Source organism: Streptomyces subrutilus (genome assembly GCF_001746425.1).
GTDB classification, from domain to species: Bacteria; Actinomycetota; Actinomycetes; order Streptomycetales; family Streptomycetaceae; genus Streptomyces; species Streptomyces subrutilus_A.
Window position 1 is genome coordinate 2,502,839 of the sequence record NZ_MEHK01000001.1, and the last position, 21,858, is coordinate 2,524,696.

At 72.6% G+C, this 21,858-nt stretch carries 22 protein-coding genes and 1 tRNA gene; 12 read left to right on the forward strand and 11 right to left on the reverse strand.

Annotated elements, in window-relative coordinates:
- Window positions 1-83 precede the first annotated feature (83 nt).
- Entirely contained in the window at window positions 84-440 is a 357-nt protein-coding gene (locus BGK67_RS12305) for an antibiotic biosynthesis monooxygenase family protein (RefSeq protein ID WP_069923807.1), read from the forward strand.
- Window positions 441-512: 72 nt separating this feature from the next.
- On the opposite strand, the gene BGK67_RS12310 is transcribed toward BGK67_RS12305, so the two are convergent.
- Entirely contained in the window at window positions 513-908 is a 396-nt protein-coding gene (locus BGK67_RS12310; protein WP_069920131.1) for a nuclear transport factor 2 family protein, read from the reverse strand.
- A 108-nt stretch (window positions 909-1,016) separates the two neighbouring features.
- Here BGK67_RS12310 and BGK67_RS12315 point away from each other — a divergent pair, with 108 nt between their 5' ends.
- On the forward strand, window positions 1,017-1,589 hold the full coding sequence (locus tag BGK67_RS12315; protein ID WP_079154145.1) for a GNAT family N-acetyltransferase: 573 nt from the start codon (window positions 1,017-1,019) through the stop codon (window positions 1,587-1,589).
- A 28-nt stretch (window positions 1,590-1,617) separates the two neighbouring features.
- On the opposite strand, the gene BGK67_RS12320 is transcribed toward BGK67_RS12315, so the two are convergent.
- A complete protein-coding gene (locus BGK67_RS12320) occupies window positions 1,618-3,690 on the reverse strand; it encodes an MDR family MFS transporter (RefSeq protein WP_069920132.1) in 2,073 nt (690 codons plus the stop codon).
- A 555-nt stretch (window positions 3,691-4,245) separates the two neighbouring features.
- On the opposite strand from BGK67_RS12320, the gene BGK67_RS36195 reads away from it, so the two are divergent.
- Together BGK67_RS36195 and BGK67_RS12330 are read left to right on the forward strand one after the other, a co-directional pair.
- A complete protein-coding gene (locus BGK67_RS36195) occupies window positions 4,246-4,956 on the forward strand; it encodes a peptidoglycan-binding domain-containing protein (protein ID WP_079154146.1) in 711 nt (236 codons plus the stop codon).
- A gap of 187 nt (window positions 4,957-5,143) precedes the next feature.
- Window positions 5,144-5,836 carry an HAD-IA family hydrolase gene (locus BGK67_RS12330; RefSeq protein ID WP_069920134.1) on the forward strand — a complete coding sequence of 231 codons (693 nt, stop codon included), beginning with the start codon at window positions 5,144-5,146 and terminating at the stop codon, window positions 5,834-5,836.
- A gap of 595 nt (window positions 5,837-6,431) precedes the next feature.
- On the opposite strand, the gene BGK67_RS12335 is transcribed toward BGK67_RS12330, so the two are convergent.
- A complete protein-coding gene (locus BGK67_RS12335; protein WP_069920135.1) occupies window positions 6,432-7,013 on the reverse strand; it encodes a TMEM165/GDT1 family protein in 582 nt (193 codons plus the stop codon).
- A gap of 500 nt (window positions 7,014-7,513) precedes the next feature.
- Here BGK67_RS12335 and BGK67_RS12340 point away from each other — a divergent pair, with 500 nt between their 5' ends.
- The 4 genes from BGK67_RS12340 to BGK67_RS12355 all read left to right on the forward strand — a co-directional run bounded on the left by BGK67_RS12340 (window position 7,514) and on the right by BGK67_RS12355 (window position 11,549).
- Entirely contained in the window at window positions 7,514-8,158 is a 645-nt protein-coding gene (locus BGK67_RS12340) for an HNH endonuclease family protein (protein WP_107488963.1), read from the forward strand.
- A gap of 96 nt (window positions 8,159-8,254) precedes the next feature.
- Window positions 8,255-9,910 carry an alkaline phosphatase D family protein gene (locus tag BGK67_RS12345; protein ID WP_069920137.1) on the forward strand — a complete coding sequence of 552 codons (1,656 nt, stop codon included), beginning with the start codon at window positions 8,255-8,257 and terminating at the stop codon, window positions 9,908-9,910.
- Between the two features lie 210 nt (window positions 9,911-10,120).
- A complete protein-coding gene (locus tag BGK67_RS12350) occupies window positions 10,121-10,753 on the forward strand; it encodes a DedA family protein (protein WP_079154147.1) in 633 nt (210 codons plus the stop codon).
- Between the two features lie 244 nt (window positions 10,754-10,997).
- Window positions 10,998-11,549, forward strand: a complete 552-nt coding sequence (locus BGK67_RS12355; protein ID WP_244291197.1) for a hypothetical protein — start codon at window positions 10,998-11,000, stop codon at window positions 11,547-11,549.
- A gap of 34 nt (window positions 11,550-11,583) precedes the next feature.
- Here BGK67_RS12355 and BGK67_RS12360 read toward each other — a convergent pair whose 3' ends face one another.
- The 4 genes from BGK67_RS12360 to BGK67_RS12370 all read right to left on the reverse strand — a co-directional run bounded on the left by BGK67_RS12360 (window position 11,584) and on the right by BGK67_RS12370 (window position 13,082).
- The gene (locus BGK67_RS12360) at window positions 11,584-11,808 is read right to left on the reverse strand and encodes a DUF2277 domain-containing protein (RefSeq protein ID WP_069920138.1); all 225 of its coding nucleotides are present in this window, start codon (window positions 11,806-11,808) and stop codon (window positions 11,584-11,586) included.
- Between the two features lie 15 nt (window positions 11,809-11,823).
- Window positions 11,824-12,465, reverse strand: a complete 642-nt coding sequence (locus BGK67_RS12365; protein WP_244291198.1) for a TRADD-N-associated membrane domain-containing protein — start codon at window positions 12,463-12,465, stop codon at window positions 11,824-11,826.
- A 131-nt stretch (window positions 12,466-12,596) separates the two neighbouring features.
- A complete protein-coding gene (locus tag BGK67_RS38850) occupies window positions 12,597-12,758 on the reverse strand; it encodes a hypothetical protein (protein WP_167739569.1) in 162 nt (53 codons plus the stop codon).
- A gap of 252 nt (window positions 12,759-13,010) precedes the next feature.
- Window positions 13,011-13,082 (reverse strand) — tRNA-Val (locus tag BGK67_RS12370).
- Between the two features lie 4 nt (window positions 13,083-13,086).
- On the opposite strand from BGK67_RS12370, the gene BGK67_RS12375 reads away from it, so the two are divergent.
- The 3 genes from BGK67_RS12375 (at window position 13,087) to BGK67_RS12385 (ending at window position 15,653) form a co-directional block, all read left to right on the forward strand.
- The gene (locus tag BGK67_RS12375) at window positions 13,087-14,433 is read left to right on the forward strand and encodes a hypothetical protein (protein ID WP_432215438.1); all 1,347 of its coding nucleotides are present in this window, start codon (window positions 13,087-13,089) and stop codon (window positions 14,431-14,433) included.
- Window positions 14,434-14,840: 407 nt separating this feature from the next.
- Window positions 14,841-15,392, forward strand: coding sequence for a DUF4383 domain-containing protein (locus BGK67_RS12380; RefSeq protein ID WP_069920140.1), 552 nt, complete (start codon window positions 14,841-14,843; stop codon window positions 15,390-15,392).
- A 33-nt stretch (window positions 15,393-15,425) separates the two neighbouring features.
- Window positions 15,426-15,653: an FmdB family zinc ribbon protein gene (locus BGK67_RS12385; RefSeq protein WP_069920141.1), complete on the forward strand. Its 228-nt coding sequence runs from the start codon at window positions 15,426-15,428 to the stop codon at window positions 15,651-15,653.
- Window positions 15,654-15,672: 19 nt separating this feature from the next.
- Here BGK67_RS12385 and BGK67_RS12390 read toward each other — a convergent pair whose 3' ends face one another.
- Genes BGK67_RS12390 through BGK67_RS12405 form a run of 4 tightly spaced genes read right to left on the reverse strand, consistent with a single transcriptional unit; the run spans window position 15,673 to window position 20,879 of the window.
- Window positions 15,673-16,332 (reverse strand): O-methyltransferase, encoded by a 660-nt coding sequence (locus BGK67_RS12390; RefSeq protein ID WP_069920142.1) that lies wholly within the window; start codon window positions 16,330-16,332, stop codon window positions 15,673-15,675.
- A gap of 4 nt (window positions 16,333-16,336) precedes the next feature.
- The gene (locus BGK67_RS12395; RefSeq protein ID WP_069920143.1) at window positions 16,337-17,170 is read right to left on the reverse strand and encodes an HAD family hydrolase; all 834 of its coding nucleotides are present in this window, start codon (window positions 17,168-17,170) and stop codon (window positions 16,337-16,339) included.
- A complete protein-coding gene (locus tag BGK67_RS12400) occupies window positions 17,167-19,704 on the reverse strand; it encodes a phosphoribosyltransferase (RefSeq protein ID WP_244291200.1) in 2,538 nt (845 codons plus the stop codon). The genes BGK67_RS12395 and BGK67_RS12400 overlap by 4 nt, the downstream gene beginning before the upstream one ends.
- Before the next feature lie 8 nt (window positions 19,705-19,712).
- Window positions 19,713-20,879 carry an HpcH/HpaI aldolase/citrate lyase family protein gene (locus BGK67_RS12405; RefSeq protein WP_069920144.1) on the reverse strand — a complete coding sequence of 389 codons (1,167 nt, stop codon included), beginning with the start codon at window positions 20,877-20,879 and terminating at the stop codon, window positions 19,713-19,715.
- Between the two features lie 194 nt (window positions 20,880-21,073).
- On the opposite strand from BGK67_RS12405, the gene BGK67_RS12410 reads away from it, so the two are divergent.
- Window positions 21,074-21,835 carry a TerD family protein gene (locus tag BGK67_RS12410; RefSeq protein WP_069920145.1) on the forward strand — a complete coding sequence of 254 codons (762 nt, stop codon included), beginning with the start codon at window positions 21,074-21,076 and terminating at the stop codon, window positions 21,833-21,835.
- Window positions 21,836-21,858 lie beyond the last annotated feature (23 nt).

The following is a 21,858-nucleotide window of genomic DNA, read 5'->3' on the forward strand; positions in this document are numbered from 1 at the left end:
GACTTCGCCTGGCTGCCGCGTTTCGTGCCCCGTTCCATTACCTGGACGACGATATCCCGCGCGGGATACCTAGGATGGCCCGCATGAGCATCGTGAAGATCAACGCGCTGACCGTGCCGGCCGAGCAGCGGGAGGTTCTGGAGCAGCGATTCGCCTCGCGGGCGGGGACGGTGGAGAGCTCGGACGGATTCGAGTGGTTCGAGCTGCTGCGGCCCGTGGAGGGCACCGACCAGTACCTCGTCTACACGCGGTGGCGGTCCGAGGAGGACTTCCAGGCGTGGATGGAGGGGCCGATGAAGGCCGCGCACCAGGGCGGCGGCGGGGCTGGTGGGGCCGGCGGGGCTGGTGGTGAGGGCGGCGAGCGCCCGAAGCCGGCGGCGTCGGGGTCCTCGGTGTGGTCGTTCGAGGTCGTGCAGCAAGCGGCGCCGAAGAAGGCGTGACGCGCTGAGGAGCGGCCCGGGGCGCGCCCCGGGCCGCTCCCGGCTGTGTTTTCGGCGGCGAGTGCGGAGCACTCAGCTCCAGAAGGCGTCTTCCTCGTCGATGTCGGCCGTGCACTGGTCGATGTCGGTGATCTTGTGGCCGACGATGGTGAAGAAGAGGCCCTGCCGGATCTCGATGCCGCGGTCGCCGCGGTCGCCTCGGGCCGTGTGGAAGCTCATGACGTGGCCGCGTCCGTCGGCGAGGACCGATTCCAGGTGGACCTGGAAGGTGCCGTTGGTCTCCTCGCCGAGCCGGCGGTAGAAGTCCATGGCGTTCTCCCGCCCCTTGTGGTGCCCGGACAGCGGGTTGTTGCCGGGCACGTGGTGGATGACGTCGGCCGTCATCAGCGTGCTCAGCGTGTCCATGTCCCCCTTGGAGAACGCCTCGTAGCCGCGGCGGATGAGGGCACAGTCGGGATGCTCGGACATGGTGTTTCACACCTTCCAGAACACATGGTTTGCCCGTTTTTCCTATCATCAGCCCGTGCCTGTGGATATTGCACGCCGGAGATCGGCGGCGAACTCCACAATGAAGCCATGACCACTCACAGCGAACACCGCACACAGACCGACACGGCGACGGGCACGAGCACGGCGTCGGTCCCGAGCACGGCAACGGGCACGGGCACCCGCACCTGGACCGTCGCCCCCGAGCCGTTCACCACCCCCGACGCCACGGTCCTGCGCCGCGCGTACTACGCGGAGGTCGCGGGCCGTTACTGGAAACGCACCGTCACGGAGGCCGAGATCGATCAGGGGCTCCTGGACTTCCCCGATGACGGCCTCCTCCCGCCCACGGGCCAGTTCGTCGTCGGCCGGCTCGACGGCGAGCCCCTGGCGTGCGGCGGCATACGCCTCCTCGACCCCGCCACCGCCGAGCTCACCCGGGTGTACGTCGACCAGCGCGCCCGCGGCACGGGCGGCGGCGCGGCCCTGCTCGAGGTCCTGGAGGCGGAGGCCCGCGCGCTGGGCGCCGAGCGGGTCCGCCTGGACACCCGGTCGGACCTCGTGGAGGCCCGGGCGTTGTACACGCGGCACGGGTATGCGGAGATACCGGCGTACAACGCGGGCCCGTATGCGGAGCACTGGTTCGAGAAGCACCTGGTCTGACCCGACCTGACCGGGCGCCCGATCAGGCCTAGTGCGCGGCGTGGTCGCGGCGGGGCGAGGCGTCGTAGGGCTCCTCGGCGTCGGACCCGCACAGCTCGGCGTTGATCTCCTGGACCAGCTTGACCAGGTCGGTCGGGCGGTCCGGACCCCACCAGTCGCCGAGCAGCTCGGCGAGGGACTCCTCGCGCGCGGCGGAGAGCTTGGCCGCCGCCTCGCGCCCCTTGTCGGTCAGGATCAGCGCGAGCCCGTCCCGTACGGCGAGGCGTCGCTCCTCGACCTGCCGGGCCGCTTCCGTGATGGCCTTCAACGGCACGATGGTGCGCTCGGCGAGCAAGGCGGGCTCCGCCGACCCGTACTTGTTGATCCGCAGCAGCAGCCAGCTCGCTGCGGGCAGCAGGTCGTACCCCGCCTTCTCGGTGATCTTCTCGTAGACGTGCCGGCGGCCCTCCTTGGTGCCGAGCACCGAGAGCGCGCGGGCGACCTCGTCACGCGAGGACCGCTCGACGGGATTGGAGGCGAGGGTCTCGGTCACATCGGGCGCGGTGACCGAGCCGCGCAGCTTGTCCTCCTTGAGGAACCAGGCGACGACGAAGGCGATCAGGACGATGGGCACGGCGTAGAGGAACACGTCGGTGATGGAGGTGGCGTAGGCGTCGAGCACACGGGGCTGCAGCTCGGCGGGGAGTGCGCCGATGGCCCGCGGGTCGGCCTCCAGCTGCGCGCTGCCCACACCCGGCGGCAGCGCGGCGCCCGTGAGCGCGGTGGCCAGCTTGCCTTCGAGTCGGTTGGTGAAGATCGTGCCGAAGATGGCGACGCCGAAGGAGGCGCCGATGGAACGGAAGAACGTCGCACCGGAGGTCGCGACTCCGAGGTCCGCGTAGCTGACGGAGTTCTGCACCACCAGCACGAGCACCTGCATGACCAGGCCGAGTCCCGCACCGAAGACGAAGAAGTAGACGCTCATCTCCCAGGTGGAGCTGGTGCGGTGGAGCTGGTGCAGGAGGAGCAGGCCGACGGCCGTGACTGCGGTTCCGGCGATGGGGAAGACCTTCCACCGCCCGGTGCGGCTGACGATCTGGCCGGAGGCGGTGGAGGAGATCAGCATGCCGAGCACCATCGGCAGCATGTGGACGCCGGACATCGTCGGCGAGACACCCTGCACGACCTGCAGGAAAGTCGGCAGGTAGACCATCGCGCCGAACATGGCGAAGCCCACGACGAAGCTGATCACCGAGCAGAGGGTGAAGGTGCGGATGCAGAACAGTTTCAGCGGGAGGACCGGTTCCGCGGCCTTGCGCTCCACGAAGAGGAACACCGCGAGCAGCACCGCGCCGAGGACGGCGAGCCCGATGATCTGGGCCGACCCCCAGGCCCAGGTGGTGCCGCCGAGGGAGGCGACCAGCACGAGGCAGGTGGCGACGCACGCGATGAGGAAGGTGCCCAGGTAGTCGATGGTGTGCTTCGAGGAGCGCACCGGAATGTGCAGCACGGCGGCGATGACGGCGAGCGCGACGAGACCGATGGGGATGTTGATGTAGAAGACCCAGCGCCAGGACAGGTGGTCGACGAACAGACCGCCCAGCAGCGGCCCCAGCACACTGGTCGCACCGAAGACACCACCGAAGAGGCCCTGGTACTTGCCGCGTTCGCGCGGCGGGACGATGTCGCCGACGATCGCCATGGACAGCACGATCAGCCCGCCGCCACCCAGCCCCTGGAGGGCGCGGAAACCGATGAGCTGCGCCATGTCCTGGGCGATGCCGCACAGGGCGGACCCGATGAGGAAGAGCACGATGGCGTACTGGAACAGCTTCTTGCGTCCGTACTGGTCGCCGAGCTTGCCCCACAGCGGGGTGGCGGCCGTGGAGGCGAGCATGTAGGCGGTGACGACCCAGGACAGGTGCGCCATGCCGCCGAGGTCGCTGACGATGGTCGGCAGGGCGGTGGAGACGATGGTCTGGTCGAGGGCGGCGATGAGCAGGCCCAGGAGCAGCGCGCCGATGGAGACGAGAACCTCGCGGGAGGTGTGCTCGGCGGCGGGTCCGGAGTTCTGCGGGCCGGGACCGGGGCCCGCGGCATCCGTGGTCACATCCTGAGCCATCGATTCCTCCTCAGGCCGGATCAACATCTCCATCCTGCGTGGTGTGTCCGGTTATGGCCTCTCGGCGGGGTGGGCGGAGGGTTGGGAGCGGCCCGGCGGGTCTGCATAATGCCTGGCAGTGTCCAGGGAGGGATTCCAGTGAACGGTGAGCACTGTCCAGATTGCGGCGCCCTCGGTGCCCGCTGCCGGTGCGTGCCGGGTGCGGGTTTCGACCCCTTGCGCGTCCGCCCGTACGTCTCGCTGCCCGACCCGGGCGAACCGGACGAGGACGACCTGCCGCCTCCGCCGCCGCCGATACCGCGCGTCGTAGCGCCGGCACCGCAGGCGCGGGAGCGGGAGCGGTCGCTATCGCAGTCGCAGTCGCAGGCGCAGTCGCAGTCGCAGTCGCAGCCACGGTCGCAAAGCGACACCCCGGCGTACGGGACTCCCGTGCCCCCGGCCCATCAGCCCTGGCCAGGCGGGGAGGGCCGGCCTGAACAGGCGGGCCAAGAGCCGCACCCGGGCGAGGCATCTCACCGGGCGCAGGAGCCGCACCCGGGCGAGGCGTCTCACCCGGTGCAGGAGCCGCATCCGGCGCAGGAGCCGCATCCGGCCGAGACGGTGCAGCTCCGTGCCGTCCGGGAGGCCGGGACGGCCCCGGACACCTTCGGGGGCGGGGGGGGGGGGAGGGGAGGGGGAGGGGGCCCCGAGACGCGGACCGGCCCGGCCTCCCGCCGCCTGCTCCCCCTCCTGCTCGCCGCCGCCGCGGTGGTGGCCCTCGGGGGGACCGCCATGGCGGTGTGGGTGCTCCCGAGTTCCGCCGACCACGACACCGCCCTCATGGACGCCAAGGCTTCGGCGCCCGTGACGAGCCCTGTCCCCGCCAGTCCGTCCCCGAGCCCGGCCACCACCGGCTCGGCCAGTCCCTCCCCGTCGGCCTCGGCCTCGCCGTCCCCCTCACCGAGCGCGTCCAAGTCGCCTTCGCCCTCGCCCAGCGCCTCCCGCTCGTCGGCGCCCCCGTCTCCGAGCGCGTCACCGAGCACGAGCCGCGCCCCCAGCTCCGCAGCACCGGCGGCGGCACCGACCCTGCGGTACGGGGACTCGGGACCGGAGGTGGAGAAGCTCCAGCGGCTGCTGGCGGCCAGGGGCCTGTACACGTCCAAGATCAACGGGAGGTTCGACTGGCGGGTGGAGAACGCCGTCTCGACCTTCCAGTACCAGAACGGCATCGACGACGAGGAGTGGGGCGTCTACGGACCGATCACCCGCAAGGCGCTGGAGGGCTAGGCGGGGGTGCCGTGCGGATCGCGGTACAAGGGGACAAGGTGTCACAAGGGGACAGGGGTCACACCTCCGGCGGTGGCGCGGATCGCCAGCGTTTTGTATCGTGGAGGAACAAAGTGGTTCCGTCCTCACTCCCTGACCGGTGGACGGAACCACTTGTTCTCTTTTCCCGCCCCGTCTGGAGCCCGCAATGCCGGCCAGCACCACCACCGCGTCTGTCGTCCTCACCGCCAAGGCCCTGCTCCTGGACATGGACGGCACCATCGTCAATTCCGACGCGGTGGTCGAACGCTGCTGGCGTGATTGGGCGGTGTCACACGGCCTGGATCCGGAAGAGGCCCTCAAGGTGGTCCACGGCCGCCAGGGCTACGCGACGATGGCCGTACTGCTGCCGGACCGCCCGATGGAGGTCAATCACGCGGAGAACGCCGTGATGCTGGCCCGGGAGACCGCCGACACCGACGGCGTGGTCCCGGTCCCGGGTGCCCCGGAGTTCATGGCGTCGATCGCCGCAGTTCCGCATGCCCTGGTCACCTCCGCCGACGCGGCCCTGGCCGCGGCAAGGATGACGGCCGCGGCCCTGCCGATGCCCGCCGTACGGGTCACCGCCGAATCCGTCCAGGACAGCAAGCCCCACCCCGAGGGCTTCCTCAAGGGCGCCGCCGCACTGGGCGTGGACCCGGCCGACTGCATCGTGTTCGAAGACTCGGCCGCCGGCATCGCCGCAGGCCAGGCCGCCGGCATGCGCGTGATCGGCATCGGGCCCCGCGCGGCCGCCCACAACCCGACGGTTCACGCCGCGGACCTCACGGCCCTGCGGGTCACCACGGCTGCGGACGGGTCGATCGAGGTTGCGGTTGCGATCGAGGTTGCGGGAGCCTGATTTCGGCAGGGGCTGTCAGGGAGGCTTGGAGGTTTCCCGCCAGTCCCAATGTCCTTCCGGGCCGGGCCGCCCTGTCAAGGGCGCTCCTTCGTCGCGTCGCTGCGCGATGGCCTGCGGCCACCCTTGACAGACCGTCCCGACCCGGAAAGACAAGGACTGACGGGAAGCCCCCAAAAGAACGGTCCACTGGGTCCAGATACTGGCCCACGGGCATCAGCGACCGGGCCCCTAGCCGCCCCGGGGGGGCGGGCACGCCCCGGCCCGGGCCCGCAGGAGGCGCTCCCGGGTCGGGGGCTGCCCAACCCGCACCAAACAGCGGCGAGAAGAGCATCCGGCCCCCCTACGCGCCAGATCGCTACGCGCTTCTCATGTCTCGGCGTCCGACGGCCGTCTGGGGCTGGGAGGCGGGCCCCCGCGTCCGACGGCCGGCGGGGGCGGGTTGGGAGCGGGGCCGCCCGCAGATCGATGTGCGTTGAGGGTGTCTGGCCGCGATCGGCGCGGTGGGGGTTGCGGACAGGCCGCCTCGGATGGCCGTTCGGGCGGGCTTGGCGGCCGGGCGTGAGCCCCCCCTGGGCGCGGCCCGACCCCTCGCGCCTCAGCCCGCGATGGCCTCGTACAGGGAGAACGCCGCCAGGGCTGCCATCACCGCGGCCGCGATCTTGGTGATCAGGCGCAGGGGCACGTACTTCATCAGGGTGCGGCCGCCCAGGATGCCGATGGCCGCGACCGTCCACAGGGCGAGTACGGCGCCGATGCCGACGGAGACCGGGTTGTCGTACCGGGCGGCGAGGTTGGCGGTCATGATCTGGGTGAGGTCGCCGAATTCGGCTACCAGGATGAGCATGAAACCGGCGCCGGAGACCTTCCAGAAGGACTGGTCGGCGGGCGGCTTGACCTCCTCTTCGCCGTCGTCCTTCTTCCACAGCAGCATGGCCGCGCCCGCGAGGAAGAGGACGCCGACGACGGCCTGTACCAGGCGGTGGGGGAGCAGGGTGAGCACGCTTCCCGCGGCGATGGCGAGGGCGACGTGCACGGCGAAGGCGGCGGCGACGCCCGCGAAGACGTACGAGGCGCGGTAGCGGGTGCCGAGCATGAGGCCGGCGAGGGCCGTCTTGTCGGGGAGTTCGGCGAGGAAGACGACGCCGAAGGCGATTGCCGTGACGGTGAAGCTGAACACGGGGGTGGGACCTCGATCGGTAGGGCGGGGCGCCGTCGTACCGAGAGACCTGGAGTGCGTGTTTCAGGGGTCGCTTCGGCTCGGCGGCGCCCTGGCTTGCGTATGCGCGCATACGCGGGACAGGACACTGCGGCCGAAGGTCTCGCTGGCCTGCCGCTGTGATGCGGCCTGCCTCCGGGCGCCGGCTGGGGTGACCCAGCAGTATGTCGACGGTCCGGCGAAGAGCTACTCCCCTTCTGCTCGGTCCAGGGTACGCGACGCCGACGGGTGTCCGGTATAGGTCCTTGGTCCTGCTCTATGCAGGTGTCGGCGTCCCACGCCACCGGAATCTCAATTTCCGCTTGAGTAGGGGTTGTTGCGTGGCTTGATCTGACGTGCCCATGTCGCCAGGCTGTCACCCGGCGCCCATCCCCGCGAAACCTGGCGCCGCAAGCATGGCCGCGCCCCGCCGGGGTCGCACGGCCACACCCCCCGCACCCAGGGAGCCCCTCATGGCACTCATACCCAACGTCTACGCGCGTCGAATTGGCGTGTTCGCATCAGCCGTCGCGCTCGCTTCCCTCACCTCCCTCGTCAACGCCCCCGCCGCCCAGGCCGCCCCGCCCGCGCCCATCAGCGCCTCGGCCGCCCGCTCGTACCTGGCGACGGTCACGCCGCGGGCGGAGGGGTCCAGCAGCGGCTACAGCCGCGACCTCTTCCCGCACTGGAGCACCGTCTCCGGCAGCTGCAACACGCGCGAGACCGTCCTGAAGCGGGACGGGGTGAACGTCGTCCAGGACTCCTCCTGTGCCGCCGTGAGCGGAAGTTGGTACTCGGAGTACGACGGCGCCACCTGGACCGCCGCCTCCGACCTCGACATCGACCACGTCGTCGCGCTCTCCGAGGCCTGGCGCTCGGGCGCCAGTTCCTGGACCACCACCAAGCGCCAGCAGTTCGCCAACGACCTCACCCGCCCGCAGCTCATCGCGGTCACCGACAACGTGAACCAGGGCAAGGGCGACCTCGACCCCGCCGAGTGGCTGCCCTCGCGCACCGCCTACCGCTGCACGTACGCGCGGATGTGGGTCCACGTGAAGCAGTACTGGGGTCTGAGCATGGACTCCGCGGAGAAGAACACCCTCGTGAACGTCCTGGGCGGCTGCTGACCCCGGACGGCCGGTCATTTCCCCCGCCAGGGGGAGGCGGGGCTCCCCCTCCTCGCCGTACCGTGATCAAAGGGGTTGCTGAGGAGGGGGAGTTCCATGGCCGGACTGCGTCTGGGGCCGCTGCTGCGCCACGTCGACTGGGACACGGGCGGCTCCGCCACCATATGGGTCGAGGCGGACCGCCCGTGCACGGCCGAGGTGCGGTGTGCGGACGGGGCCGGCGGCAGTGTGCGCACCTTCCAGGTCGCCGGGCACCATTACGCGCTGGTACCGGTGACCGGGCTGACCCCGGGGACCGCGACGGCGTATGAGGTGCTGCTCGACGGGGTCGGCGTATGGCCGCCGGCGGACAGCGGCTTCCCGCCGAGCACGATCACCAGCCCGGCCGTGGCGGGGCGCGATCCGGGGCTGCGCATCACCTTCGGCTCCTGCCGGCAGGCCGCGCCGCCCGCCGGGAAGCGCGGTCCGCACGGGGCGGACGCCCTCGACACCCTCGCGGCGCGGCTGGCCGCCGACCCGGAGGCGGTGCGTCCGGACGTCCTGCTGCTGCTCGGGGACCAGGTGTACGCGGACGCGCTGTCGCGGGAGACCCGGCAGTGGCTGTCGGCCCGGCGGGACCTGAGGGACCCGCCCGGCGCCCAGGTCGCGGACTACGAGGAGTACACACGGCTCTACTACGAGTCCTGGCTGGACCCGGAGATCCGCTGGCTGCTGTCCACGGTGCCGAGCCTGCACATATTCGACGACCACGACGTCATCGACGACTGGAACACGTCCGCGGCGTGGCTGGCGGAGATGCGGGCGACGCCGTGGTGGCAGGAGCGGGTGATCAGCGGGCTGATGTCGTACTGGGTGTACCAGCACCTGGGCAACCTCTCGCCCGCCGAGCTGGAGGCCGACGGGCTGTACGGGGCGGTGCGGCAGCTGCCTGACGGCACCGACCTGCTGCGCTCCTTCGCGTCCGCGGCCGACGCCGATCCGGCGTCGGTGCGCTGGAGCTACCGGCGCGACTTCGGCCGGACGCGACTGCTGATGGTGGACACCCGGGGCGCCCGGGTGCTGGCCGAGGACGGCCGGGCGATGCTCGACCCGGCGGAGCAGGGGTGGCTGCGGGAGAACGCGCTCGCGGGGCACGGGGGGTACGACCACCTGCTGATCGGGTCCTCGCTGCCATGGCTGATGCCGCCGCTGATCCACGACGCGGAGACGTGGAACGCCGCGCTGTGCCGCGGAGAGCGCGGGCCCCGGTGGGCGCGGATCGGTGAGAACCTGCGCCGCCGCAGCGATCTGGAGCACTGGGCGGCGTTCCCGGCCTCGTTCGCGGCGCTGACCGATCTGATCGAGGAGGTGGGGACGGGGCCGCGGGCGCCCGCGACGGTGTGCGTGCTGTCGGGGGACGTGCACCACGCGTATGTGGCCGAGCCGCTCATACCGAGTACGGCGCGGGTGTTCCAGCTGACGTGCTCGCCGGTGCACAACTCCATCCACACGGCGGTGAAGCTGGGCTTCCGGCTGGGCTGGTCGCGGATGGGGCGGTGGCTGGGGCGCGGTTTCTCGCGGCACGGGCGGACGGGGCGGCCGCCGGTCAGCTGGCGGCGTACGGGCGGGCCGTGGTTCGGGAACCAGCTGATGACGCTGGCGCTGGCGGGGCGGACGGCCCGGTTGCGGCTGGACCAGGCGCGCAAGGGCAGGGGGCGGGGCGGGGCCCGGCTGGAGACGGTGCTGGACCGGGAGCTGGCCGGGGCGGAGTAGGGTGCGGACCTGGCTTCGGGTCTTGCGTCGGGTGTGGCATTCGGTGTGACATCGGGGGTCTGACGCGCCGGGGGGTGCGGGGGCGCCCCGGGCATCCGGTGTGCGAACGCCGGGCGTACGCTGTATGGCTGTCAAGCCGCTCCTGCCGCTCCCCCGCGACGTCGCGGCGCTTCATGCCGCTGCACGTCAACCGGACTGGGGAGTCCCGCTTTGTTTGAGACTCTGGGGTCGCTGACCGCGAGCCCATGGATCTACGCCGTGGTGGCGGTGTCCGTCGTGCTCGACGTGTTCCTTCCGGTGCTGCCGAGCGGGGTTCTGGTGATCACCGCTGCGGCGGCTGCCGCCGCCGCCGGGGCGGCGGGGCCGGTGGCGGTGCCCGAGCGGGTGCCGGACATCCTGGCCCTGCTCGTGATTGCCACGACCGCCTCGGTGCTGGGTGACATGGCCGCGTACCGGCTGGGCCGGCGCGGTGGTGCCCGACTGGACCGGGCCATCGCCCGCTCCCGTCGGCTGACGCGAGCCCATGAGCGCCTCGGTACGGCTCTGGCCCGGGGCGGCGGCGCCCTGGTGGTGATCGCCCGCTTCGCCCCGGCCGGGCGTTCGGTGGTGTCCCTGGGCGCGGGCAAGACGCACCGCAAGGTGAAGGAGTTCCTGCCCTGGTCGATGCTGGCGGGCATGGCCTGGGCCGGCTACAGCGTGGCTCTGGGCTATTTCGGTACCCAGTGGCTCGGCACGCAGTGGCTGGGTACGGCCGTCTCCATCGTGGCCCTGTTCGCGGCGGGCGCGCTGGCGGCCTTCCTCGTCCGCCGCCCGGCCGCGCCGACGGCGGCACCGGCGGCGTAGTACCAGCGCGGCGGCCGGCCGAGGCGGAGGCGGCGTAGGCCCGCACGCCCTGCCGGCTGCGGCAGCGGTGGCGTCGGTGTAGGCGCTCGCCGCTCCCCCGGGTGGAGCAGTGGCTCACCCGTTCACCCGGCCCCGATCGCCACCCCCGGGCTGGGCTCCTAGCGTCACATAACGGTGCGCAATCGCACCCGCGTCACATCCGTGCCGTGGGCGCGCCGTTTCGAGGAGCCGAGGAGTTCTCTCCATGCCCGCCAAACCGCCTGCCACACCCCTTGCCGAGCAGTCCGCCTCCCGGGTCGCCGTCCGCTCAGCCCGGCCGTCCGCCGGGTCGCGCCGCGTGCTGGCCGCCGCGGCGGCGACCCTGGCCGTCGCCGCCGCCACCCCCGCCACGCTGGCGTACGCCGCTCCCACCGCCAGCGTCTCCCCCACCGCCGTCGCCCCGGGCGGGCGGGTGGCCCTGAACCTCGCGGGCTGCGGCACCAAGGTCGGCCGGGCCACGTCGAGCGCGTTCGGCGAGGTGCGCCTGACGCCGGGGAACCTGGAGGCCGCGAACCTGTTCGGCAGCGCCACCGTCTACCGCAACGCCGGCACGGGCACCCACCGCGTCACCTTCGAGTGCGCGCCGGGCGGTGAGCGCGTCACCGTGTCCCTGAGCGTCACCCCGGGCGCCGCGCGCGGCGGCACGGGCGGCAGCATCGACTCGATGAGCCCAGGTCAGATCGCCGTGGGCGGCGCCCTCGTCGCGGGGGCGCTCGGCGCCGGGGTGTGGATCCTGCGGCGCCGCGCGGCCGCCTGACCGCGCACCTGGCCGAGGGCGGCCCCCGCCCGGATCACGCGGGGGCGGCCTGGCCCCGTACGTGCATGCCGTCGAGGAGCTCGGCGGTGGCTTCGGCGATGGCGTCGACGGCCGCGTCGAACACCTCGCGGTTGTGCGCGGCGGGGGCGCGGAAGCCGGACACCTTGCGTACGTACTGCAGCGCGGCTGCGCGGATCTCCTCCTCGGTGGCCTTCTCGGGGATGGCGGGCGGGCGCAGGGTCTTAATGGAGCGGCACATGCTCCTACTATCCCGCTACCGGGGCAGTTCGGCCCCGGACAACTTCATGATCAGTCCGGCTTGGAGTCGGCTGCGGAGCTCCGGGTCCGCGACCTCGTCCAGCAGTCCGATGGCCTGCTGCGTGGTCTCGGCGGCCCGCCGGTCGTCGCGCAGCGAGGCGGTCTGGGCGGCCATGTGCTTGAGGGCGATGTCGGCGCGCCGGTGGAAGAGCTGCCCGACCAGGGTGGTGACCAGTCCGACCGAGCTGGTCACGACCCCGAGGTACAGCTCTCCGCCGCTTTCCGCCTTCCAGACGGCCAGGGCGACGCCCGCGAGGAGGATCGCCGCGCCGACGCCGGCGAACCGCTGGCTGGTGGCGAAGCTGCTGCGGGCCTGGGTCAGTCCGTAGGCGTAGTACTCCACGAGGATCGGCGTGAACTCGTCGCGCCGGTCCCCGAGTTGCCCGGGCGGCGAGTGCTGGATCCCGCCGACGTCATCGAACTTCGGATGCCCCGGCGTGACGACCGCCGGCTCGTCGACGTGCGCGAGCAGCCGAGCCCTCTCCTCGGCCCGCTTCCGCTCGAAGCCCGCACCGGCCGCCCGCTCCAGCATCACCAGCACGGTCAAGGCCGCGGCGACCGCCACGACCACCCCACCCCACGCGAGCCATTCGCCCATCCCCCGAGGTTCCCACGGCCCGGGCGTCCTGGTAACCCCAGCGCGGGTGACCGCCGTCCTGGCGGCAGCTGCCGCGGGGATGCCGGGAGGTCACTCTGGGCTCGCTCGGCCGCGTTCCGGGCTCCTCGGCGCTAGGCGCTGTCGAGGATGCTGCCGAAGGTTTCGGTGATGCGGTGTTTCCACTTGTGCCAGCGGTTGCAGTACTGCCGCGGAAACCAACGCCGTGTCTGCGGGATCTGCCGGTTGCACCACTTGCACAGCACCGTGCGACCCCTGCTCGCGAACTCCCCCATGCCGCGAATTTTAGCGACTGCCACCTGCAACACACCGAGGGGGGCCCGGTGGTGCCGCTGTCCCGTGACGCGCGGCACGGGTGCGCCGTGCCGCGATGAACATCCAACCCACGTGGCCGACGGCGGCAGGCGGGGAGGCGATGGGCACATGGGCCGGCTGCTGCGCCGGCGGCGGCGGGCCGAGTAGGCATTGCCGTCGCCGTCAGCCGTCAAAGGCCCCCAACCAAGATCGGTTGGGGGCCTTTTGACCGGTGGGCGCGGACGGTTTCGAACCGCCGACATCTGCTTTGTAAGAGCAGCGCTCTACCCCTGAGCTACGCACCCGTGGATGAGTGGACAGCCTACATGGCGGGCACACCCCCCACGCAAACCCGTGCCCTTGGGGGAGAATGGGTCCGGGGCAGTGCGGACGCGCTACGGGAGAGGGATTGTGACGACGGCATCCCGGCGGTGGTTCGGTGGGCGGGACGAGAGTCGGCGGGCCGATGCGCAGGCGGCGAAGGATGCCGCCGCCGCGGCGTTCTACGAGCTGGACAGCGCGCAGCGGGATCTGCGGATCTCGATCGAGACGATTGCCGCGGCGGACGGTTCGCCCGCCGGGCGGCAGGCGAGCGAGGGGTTCGCCGCGCTCGGGCAGCGGATCGACGCGGTCAGCCATGTGTACATCGAGGCGGTGGACGCGCATGACCTGGACCGGGTCGATCTGGAGGCGGCGGCGGCCTCGCGGGCTCGGGAGGAGCTGACCCGGGCGCGCGAGGAGCTGGTGCGGGTCAAGGGGGAGCTGGACCGGTTCGCGCAGGGGTTGCAGCCGCTGCTGGACAAGGCCGAGACGCAGCTCGCCCGGGTCGCGCCGGCCCGGGAGCGGGCGAAGGCCGCGCTGCTGGCGGCGAGCGACGCGCTGGATGCCGTACGGGCCGGGGGGATGCGGGCCGATGATCTGGCGGCGCGGCTGGCGGCGTTGGCGCCGGAGCTGACCAAGCTGAACGAGGGTGCGGGCCGGCACGGGGTGCAGGAGACCGTGCAGCGGGCCGACCGGATCCTGCGGGACGCGGAGGGCGTGCGGGCGGAGGCGGCGCGGCTTCCGGAGCGGGCCGCGGAGATCGACCGGCGGCTGGTGAGCCTGCGGACGCGGGCGCAGGCGTTGCGCAACCGGGCGGACCGGGTGGATCCGGTGCTCAGCGAGTTGCGTCGGCGGTTCAGTGCGGCGTGCTGGCAGGACCTCCAGCACGTGCCGGACGAGGCGATACGGGACGTGGCGCAGGCCGAGGACCGGCTGCTGGAGGCGTCCCGGGCCCGGGACGAGCAGCGGTGGGCCGATGTGGGCGTGCTGATCGACGCGGTACGGGAGGCGCTGGAGGGCACGGACGAGGCGGTGTCGGCGGCGCAGGACCGGCTGACGCGGCTGGAGGACGTGGCGCGCAATCCGCAGGCCGAGGTGGAGCGGACGCGGTTCGCGATCCGGGACGCGCAGCGGCTGGCGATGGCGGGGCGCAGTGTGCCCGATCCGCGGCACGCACGGCCGTTGGACGATTCGGTGGCCCGGGTGGAGCGGGCGCTGGCCGGGCTGGAGGGACGGCATCCGGACTATTGGGCGTTCCTGCTGGAGATGCAGGACGTACGCGAGGCCGTGAACCGCGTGGTGAGCGGGATCCGGGCGGAGCGCGGACACGGCTGAGGTGGTGGGATCCGGCCTCCTGGGCCGGCAGCCTCGGGGCCGCCCTGGGGACTGGGCTGGGGGCGGGTCGGGCGCAGGGGGCCGGGCCCCGGGCCCGCCCCGGTCGAGCCCGGGGCGGGCCCGGATCAGGCCCCTGCGGGGCGAGCCGCCCCGCAGCCCGCCCTGGGTTGTCCCCGGAGAGGCATCGGCGGATGCTGGAGGTGCGCGCTCTCGGAGCAGAGGAGGGCGGTATGGCTGCCCACGCTTCCCGCAGGCACAGCGAACACTCGGCGTCGCATGAGTCCTCCGCGCCGCATGAGTCCTACGCGCCCCATGCGCTCTACGGGTGCACCGAGCCCCATGAGTCCTATGCGCCGTACATACCCCACGAGCCCTACGCGTCCCACGAACCGGAGACCTCTCACGGGATGCTGCGGCGGGTCATGCACCCCGTCAACGCGCGGCTCGACGAGCATCTGCCGGCCGATCACAAGCTGAGCAAGGTCTACCGGGTCGGCGCCGGGCTGACCGGGCTGCTGCTGGTCGTGTTCGGTGTCCTGGGGCTGATCGACCGGATCGGGTTCTTCGACACCGGCGGGGACACGGTGCTGGCCCTGAACACCAACGGCGCGCTGAGCGTGTTGTCGATCTGCATCGGGGCGCTGCTGTTCATGGGGATGGTGATCGGCGGGACCTTCGCCTCCACCGTGAACATCGTGCTGGGCCTGCTGTTCATCGCGAGCGGATTCGTGAACCTGGCGCTGCTCGACACCGAGCTGAACTTCCTGGCCTTCAAGATCCCCAACGTGCTGTTCAGCTTCGTCGTCGGCGTGATGCTGATGTGGTTCGGGATGTACGGGCGGGTCGGCAGCGCCCTGCCGCACGACAATCCGTACTGGCGGGCCCGCCACCCCGAGCAGGCGGCCCGCGAGGACAGGGCGTACGGCGCCTACGGGCGACCCGCGCCGGGTCGCCCGTAGCCCTCGCGGCCCCGGCGGCATAGCCTTGGGCGCATGCCCCGATACGAGTACCGCTGCCGGACCTGCGACGACACCTTCGAGCTGAGCCGGCCGATGGCCGAGTCCTCGGCGCCCGCCGACTGTCCCGCAGGTCACGCCGACACCGTCAAGCTGCTGTCCGCCGTGGCCGTCGGCGGGAGCGCCGCCGGTGCCCCCGCACCCGCTCGCGCCATGGGCGGCGGGGGCGGCGGGGGCTGCTGCGGCGGGGGCGGCTGCGGCTGAGCCACCCGCCCAGCCGCGCTCAGCGCTTGCGGGAGAGTGTCAGGCCGTCCGAGATGGCCAGCATGACGGACTCCATGCGGGGATCCGCCGAGACGTGGTCGTTGAACGCGCGGACACCGGCCGCCGAGCCGGTGGCCGCCTCGTCGAGGACCGTGCCGTGGAAGAGCGTGTTGTCCGTGACGATCAGGCCGCCCGGGCGCAGCCTCGGCACGAGCTCCTCCCAGTAGGCGATCTGGCTCTCCTTGTCGGCGTCCACGTACGCCATGTCGATGTGCGGTTCCGCCGGCATGGCGCGCAGGGTGTCCAGCGCCGGCGCGATCCGCAGCTCGATGCGGTCCGCGACGCCCGCCGCCTGCCAGGCCTGCCTGCCGTACGCCGTCCACTCCTCGGAGACGTCGCAGGCGATGAGGCGGCCGTCGGCGGGCAGTGCCTGGGCCATCGACAGGGACGAGAAGCCGGTGAAGGTGCCGACCTCCACGATGTGGCGGGCGCCCGTCAGCCGGACGAGGAAGGCCAGCAGCGGCCCCTGCTCCTCGGCCGACTGCATTCCGGCGACATCGGGGAACGTGGCGTAGGTCGTCTCCACCAGCCCCCGCTGGACCGGGTCCAGCGGGGGGTTGTGGGCGAGCATGTACCGGTAGAGCTCATCGGTGATCTTGGTGCTGTTGCCCTTGGTCATGCGGTCAGTCTCGCAACGCTCCGGCCGCCCGTCCGGCCGCTCGGCCGAATTCGCGGAGGATTTCCTCGCCCGCCAGCACGCCCGCCGTGGACAGGGCGGTCACGTTCGGGGCGTGCCACTGGGCGTCGGCGAGTTCGCCGTGGCCCGGGCGCCAGGCCGCGTCCGCCGCGAGCAGCAGGTCGGCGTCCAGCAGGGAGTCGCCGGCGGCGAGGGTGGTGGTGGCGCCCGTGCGGCGGGCCACCTCGTGCATCGCCGCGCTCTTGGTCAGCGGGCGCGGCACGGCGTAGATCTTGCGGCCCTGGAGGGACACCGTCCAGCCGCGCGGCTCCGCCCATTGCGCCAGGGCCTTGAGCCATTCGTCGGAGACGAGTGCGCGTTCCACGACGAGGTAGGCGAACAGTTCCTCCGCCACCCGCGCCTTGCGCAGCCACGCCGGGTCGGCCGTGGCCAGCAGGTGGGCGTGGACCTCCTCCAGCGGGGCGCACTCCAGCGCCAGGCGGGCCGCGACCTGGCGCCGCCAGTCCCGGTCGGGCACCCCGTCGACCAGCAGCTGGCCGCCGTTCGCGCAGATCGCGTAATGGGCGGGGCGGCCGGGGAAGCGGATGCGCTGGTACTGCTTGCGGGTGCGCGTGGTGGTCGGCACGAAGACGACCGAGGGGTCGGCCGTCAGTTCCGCCAGGAGTCCCGCCGCCGTCTCCGTCATGTAGGACAGCGGCTTGCTCTCGTGGACCTCGACGCACAGCAGCCGGGGGGCCACCGGGTCGGGCATGGTCAGGCCGAGGGCCGCTGCCGAGTAGATGAGGGTGCGGTCGAGATCACTGGCTACCAGGACAGTCACTTCGAGGCCACGGCCTTTCCGTCGGCGCCGGTGGCGCCGCGCGTGAATCGGGGGTGGATGAGGCCGACGCAGGTGTAGGGCAGGCCGTCGACCTCCTCCACCGGGACCCCGCGCTGCTCGGCGAGCAGCCGTACGTGGTCCAGGTCGGCGCCCGCGCCGCGCTGGGCGAGGATCTTCCACGGCACGCGGCGCAGCAGCACCCGGGTGGTCTCGCCGACTCCGGGCTTGACCAGGTTCACGTCGTGGATGCCGTACTCCTCGCTGATCCGCTCGACGGCCGCCCAGCCCTCCCAGGTGGGGGTGCGGTCGGCGGCGAGGAGCTCCTTGACCTCCTCGTCGACGGCGTCGGCGACCTCGTCGAAGTGGGCGGCGACCGTGTCGACGAACGCCGTGGAGACGTCGGCGCCGGCGAGCTCGCGGTAGAACTTCGCGCCGTGGAAGTCGGCGGGCCCGACCAGGTCGGCCCTGAGGACGGTCCGCGATATGAGGCCGGAGACCGTGGAGTTGAGACAGGCGGAGGGGATGAGGAAGTCCTCGCGGGTGCCGTACGTCTCCACACAGGAGCCGGGGTCGGCGAGGACGACGATCTCCGGGTTGAAGCCGGGGTACTCGGCGAGGGCGGCGGCCAGTTCCCGCGTGATGGCGCCCTTGCCCGTCCAGCCGTCGACGAAGACGACGTCGGCCGGGTCGTGGCGGGCGGCCAGCCAGCGCACGGCGTTGGCGTCGATGCCGCGCCCGCGCACGATGGAGACGGCGTAGTGCGGCAGGTCCAGGCCGTGCCGGGCGCGTGCCCAGCGGCGCATCAGGACGCCGACGGGGGTGCCGGCGCGGGCCAGGGACACCAGCACCGGGGACGGCGAGCGCTCGGCGAGGACGGTCTCGGTGACGGTGCCGACCGCGCGGGCGATGCGGGCGGCCGAGGCGGTCAGGGCGCTCTGGTACAGCTCCTGGTACTGCGGGGACGGCTGGTACTCGACGGGCAGGGACTCGGCGTAGTGCGCGCCGCCCGCCTGGATCGCCTCCTCGCGCTCCTCGGTCGGGGCTTCGAGCTCGACGTCGGAGAAGTCCTGGAGCAGCCAGCCGACGTCCTCGGCGGCGTACGAGGAGAAGGCGGGGCCGCGCAGCGGCTCGCGGACGGGTTCGCGCAGGGGCTCGCCAGGGGTCGGCTCGGTCATGGTCGGCGCGTGCTCCTGCCGGTCGGGTACGTAGGACGGTACGGCGGCCAGCAGGACCCGGCCGGTGTGCGGGGCGAGGCTCGCGAGCAGTCCGGTGTGCAGTTCGGGGGTGTCCCCGGCCGAGTCGACGACGGCGACGACGGCATCGAAGCCGGCGCCGGCGACGTTGTAGGCGTACCGGTCGCCGGGGCCGTCGGCCGGAGCGTCGTGGGCCGGGAAGACGAGGCGGCTGCGGATGGCGTAGCCGGGGTCGTCCACGGCGAGGACGGGCGAGCGGGTGGTGGTGGAGAAGCGGACCTCGCGGGCCGCGCCCGCCTCCTCCAGCGCCTTCGCGAGGCGCAGCGGGGCGTACATCAGCTCCTCGTTGCCGAGGACGAGGACGCGGCCGGGGTCGTCGCCGAGGGCCGCGCCGAGCCGGGCGGCCATGGCGGGCAGGGCTTGGTCCAGGGCGGTGCGGTGGGCGGGGGTGAAGCCGTGGCGGCCGCCGTCGGGCAGCGCGGCCGGCCAGGCCAGGTCCACGCGGGTGACCGGCGGCGGGCCGTCCCCCGGGGCTGCGCCCCCGGCCTGCCGGTGTGGCCGGGTCGGCCCGCCCTCGGCGGCGGCCCGGGCCTCGTACTCCTCCACCAGGGCCTGGCCCTTGGCCAGGACTCCCTCCGGGAGGGTGACCGTGCCCGAGGCCAGGGCTATGAGGTCGACGCGGGCGCCGATCTCCGCGGCGAAGGCGGTGAGGCGGTCGCGGTCGGCCGGGGAGCGCATGTCGGCGAGGGCGACGACCACGTAGTGCGCCCGCGGGTGGCGGGCGTGCAGGTCGCGGATGGTGTTGAGGACCGTGTTGCCGGTGGAGAACTCGTCGTCGACGAGGACCAGCGGCCCGCTGCCGGCGAGCAGCTCGGGGTCCTCCGGGAGCAGCAGGTGCGAGGTGGCGTGCGAGTGCGCCTCCTCGAAGCCGCCCGCGGGCTCTACGCCCGGTACGGGCCGGCGGGTGGAGTGCAGGTAGGGGGCGGCGCCCAGGCCGTCGGCTACGCAGTGGCCGAGCCCGGTGGCGGTCTCCGCGTAGCCGAGGACCACCGCGCGGGCGGCGCCGTCCGCGCCGAGCAGCGCCCGGACCCGCTCGCCGAGGCCGTGTCCGGCGGCGTAGACGGTCGCCGGGGACTGCGGGACGTGCTTGCCCAGCACCTGCGAGACCAGCAGGTGCGCCCGTTTGGGGTTGCGCCGCAGCGCCAGCCCGAGCAGCTCGGCGAGCCGCGGCGAGCCCGGCGCACCGGCCTCCCGCAGGCTGACGCCCAGCCGGTCCGCGACCCAGGTTCCCGACCACACCGCTTCTATCGTCTTGCCCTTCCTCGTCGTCGACGCCGTCACCAGTAGCTTCACACCTGGAGTCCGGCCGTGAGCAGGTCGACGAAGCCGACCTCCTCCTTCGCCACCCCGAAGACCTCGGCGCGCTGCATGGTGCGCTCGGCCCAGGCCCGGTGCGGCTTCACCTCGTTCATTTTGTTCGTATAGGCCGATCGCATCACTCCGCCGCCGCCGCGCTCGGGGCGCAGGATGTCCTCGGCGTCGCAGAACTCCTCGTGGGAGACCACGGACAGGGCGTGGACGGGCGTGACGTGGGCGGGGTGGATGCAGGTTTTTCCGAGCAGGCCGTTGGCCCGGTCGAGTTCGATCTCGCGCAGCAGCCCGTCCAGGTCGTGCTCGATCAGGGCGGTGCGCAGTTCCTCGACCCCTTCGGCGAGGAAGGGGCTGCGGCGCAGCTGGGGCTTGAAGAGGCGCTGCTGGCTGCGGAAGTACTCCCAGACCGGTCCGGTGACGGTGAAGCCGGTGCCGTCGGCGCGGCTGAGGACGTTGACCACGTCGGCGATGACGCCGGCCACGATCTGGACGTCGTAGGCGGTCATGTCGGGGGTGCGGCGCAGGCCGTAGGCGGAGCAGAAGTCGGTGACGCCGAGCCGCAGGGCCAGGACCCGCTCGCGGTGGCTGCCCACGGTGCGGGAGATGCCGGCGAGCGTCTCGACGCGCGTTTCGAGGTGGAGCAGGCCCGCGGTCTCCAGGACGGGCATGGCATACAGCCGGGCGTGGCCGCCGGCGGCCTCCGCCTGGGCGACGGCGTCGAGGAAGGCGCTGCCACTGCTTTCGTCGAATTTGGGAAGTACGAATCCGGCCAGTCGGTGCGCGGTGCCGCCGAGGCGGCGCACCAGATCCGGGATCTGCTCGGGCGTGCGGACGCGGATGAACAGGAGCGGGAGCTCGGCGTCGTCGGCGTCGAGCTCGGCGAACTGCCGGACGAGGTTCTCCTCGGCTCCGGTGACGTCGCCGTCGCTGATGGAATCCTCCAGGCAGAGGACCATGGAGACGACTCCGCGGCCGGCCTGCTTGCGGATGTCGCGGGCGAGCTGGGGGCGGGTGGCGGGGCTGTAGAGGGTCGCTCCGAGAGCCGCGGCGAGGGTGCGGGCGGGCGAGGCTCCGGTGAATTCCGCCGGTTCCTGGTGGAAGAGGTCCTTACGGACGGTGGGCGATACGTGCCCAAAGTGACGCATGTGCTTCCCCCGTACTGCCTCGGCGGCCCAACTGGCGTGGCCGGTAATAGTACGTACGAACGTGAGTCAAGAGTTCCTCAAGCACATGAAGTTCAGGTAACCCTCTTGCACCATGCCCAGCTCTCCCGTTCTAAACAAGGCCGTACGGGGGGCCGCATTGTCCCGGTCCACCCGGGGAGGGCAGGATGACGGGCATGACGCACGCGATGCAGAAGGGCTCGAACATCCCGGTGGCCGCCGCAGCGGTCCGGGCGGTGCTGCGCTGGACCACCGGCCCCGAGGTGCCCGACGTGGACGCCTCCGCGCTGCTCGTGGGCTCCGACGGCCGGGTGCGTTCGGACGAGGACTTCGTCTTCTACAACCAGCCCCGGCACCCCTCGGGGGCCGTCTGGCGGCTGGGCAAGAAGCAGCTCGGCGAGGCGGTCACCGACGCGGTCCAGGCGGACCTGCGGGCGGTCACCCCGGCCGTGGACCGGATCCTGGTGGTCGCCTCCGCCGAGGACGTCCCCTTCGAGCTGGTCCGCGACCTGCGGATCCTCCTGTACGACGCCACCGCGAGCGGCGGCTCCGAACCGCTGGCCTACTTCGACGTCCGGCCCGAGACGGGCGCCGAGACGGCTCTGATCTGCGGCGAGATGTACCGCAGGGGCGAGGGGTGGAAGTTCCGCGCGCTGGGGGAGGGCTACTCCGACGGCCTGGTGGGGCTGGCCACCGACCACGGGATCTCGGTCGACGAGAACGCCCCCGAGCCCGCGGGCGACGCGGAGGCCGGGAGCCCGTCGGCGGGCCCCACCGCGGACCAGACGGCCGCGATGGCCCCGCCCACCCAGGCCCCGCCATCCGTCCCGCCGGCCTACGGCTACCCGCAGCCCGTGTCCCCGGTCCCGCTGCCGGGCCCGGGCGCCGACCCGTCCTTCCGGCTGCCGGTGCAGGGCCCGCAGTTCATCCGCCGCTGACGCCGCCGGCGGCGCCGATGCCG

Coding starts and splice junctions, on each gene's coding strand:
- BGK67_RS12305 (WP_069923807.1), top strand. CDS start 84: ATGAGCATCGTGAAGATCAACGCGCTGACCGTGCCGGCCGAGCAGCGG.
- BGK67_RS12310 (WP_069920131.1), bottom strand. CDS start 908: ATGTCCGAGCATCCCGACTGTGCCCTCATCCGCCGCGGCTACGAGGCG.
- BGK67_RS12315 (WP_079154145.1), top strand. CDS start 1,017: ATGACCACTCACAGCGAACACCGCACACAGACCGACACGGCGACGGGC.
- BGK67_RS12320 (WP_069920132.1), bottom strand. CDS start 3,690: ATGGCTCAGGATGTGACCACGGATGCCGCGGGCCCCGGTCCCGGCCCG.
- BGK67_RS12330 (WP_069920134.1), top strand. CDS start 5,144: ATGCCGGCCAGCACCACCACCGCGTCTGTCGTCCTCACCGCCAAGGCC.
- BGK67_RS12345 (WP_069920137.1), top strand. CDS start 8,255: ATGGCCGGACTGCGTCTGGGGCCGCTGCTGCGCCACGTCGACTGGGAC.
- BGK67_RS12355 (WP_244291197.1), top strand. CDS start 10,998: ATGCCCGCCAAACCGCCTGCCACACCCCTTGCCGAGCAGTCCGCCTCC.
- BGK67_RS12360 (WP_069920138.1), bottom strand. CDS start 11,808: ATGTGCCGCTCCATTAAGACCCTGCGCCCGCCCGCCATCCCCGAGAAG.
- BGK67_RS12365 (WP_244291198.1), bottom strand. CDS start 12,465: ATGGGCGAATGGCTCGCGTGGGGTGGGGTGGTCGTGGCGGTCGCCGCG.
- BGK67_RS38850 (WP_167739569.1), bottom strand. CDS start 12,758: ATGGGGGAGTTCGCGAGCAGGGGTCGCACGGTGCTGTGCAAGTGGTGC.
- BGK67_RS12375 (WP_432215438.1), top strand. CDS start 13,087: ATGAGTGGACAGCCTACATGGCGGGCACACCCCCCACGCAAACCCGTG.
- BGK67_RS12380 (WP_069920140.1), top strand. CDS start 14,841: ATGCTGCGGCGGGTCATGCACCCCGTCAACGCGCGGCTCGACGAGCAT.
- BGK67_RS12385 (WP_069920141.1), top strand. CDS start 15,426: ATGCCCCGATACGAGTACCGCTGCCGGACCTGCGACGACACCTTCGAG.
- BGK67_RS12390 (WP_069920142.1), bottom strand. CDS start 16,332: ATGACCAAGGGCAACAGCACCAAGATCACCGATGAGCTCTACCGGTAC.
- BGK67_RS12405 (WP_069920144.1), bottom strand. CDS start 20,879: ATGCGTCACTTTGGGCACGTATCGCCCACCGTCCGTAAGGACCTCTTC.
- BGK67_RS12410 (WP_069920145.1), top strand. CDS start 21,074: ATGACGCACGCGATGCAGAAGGGCTCGAACATCCCGGTGGCCGCCGCA.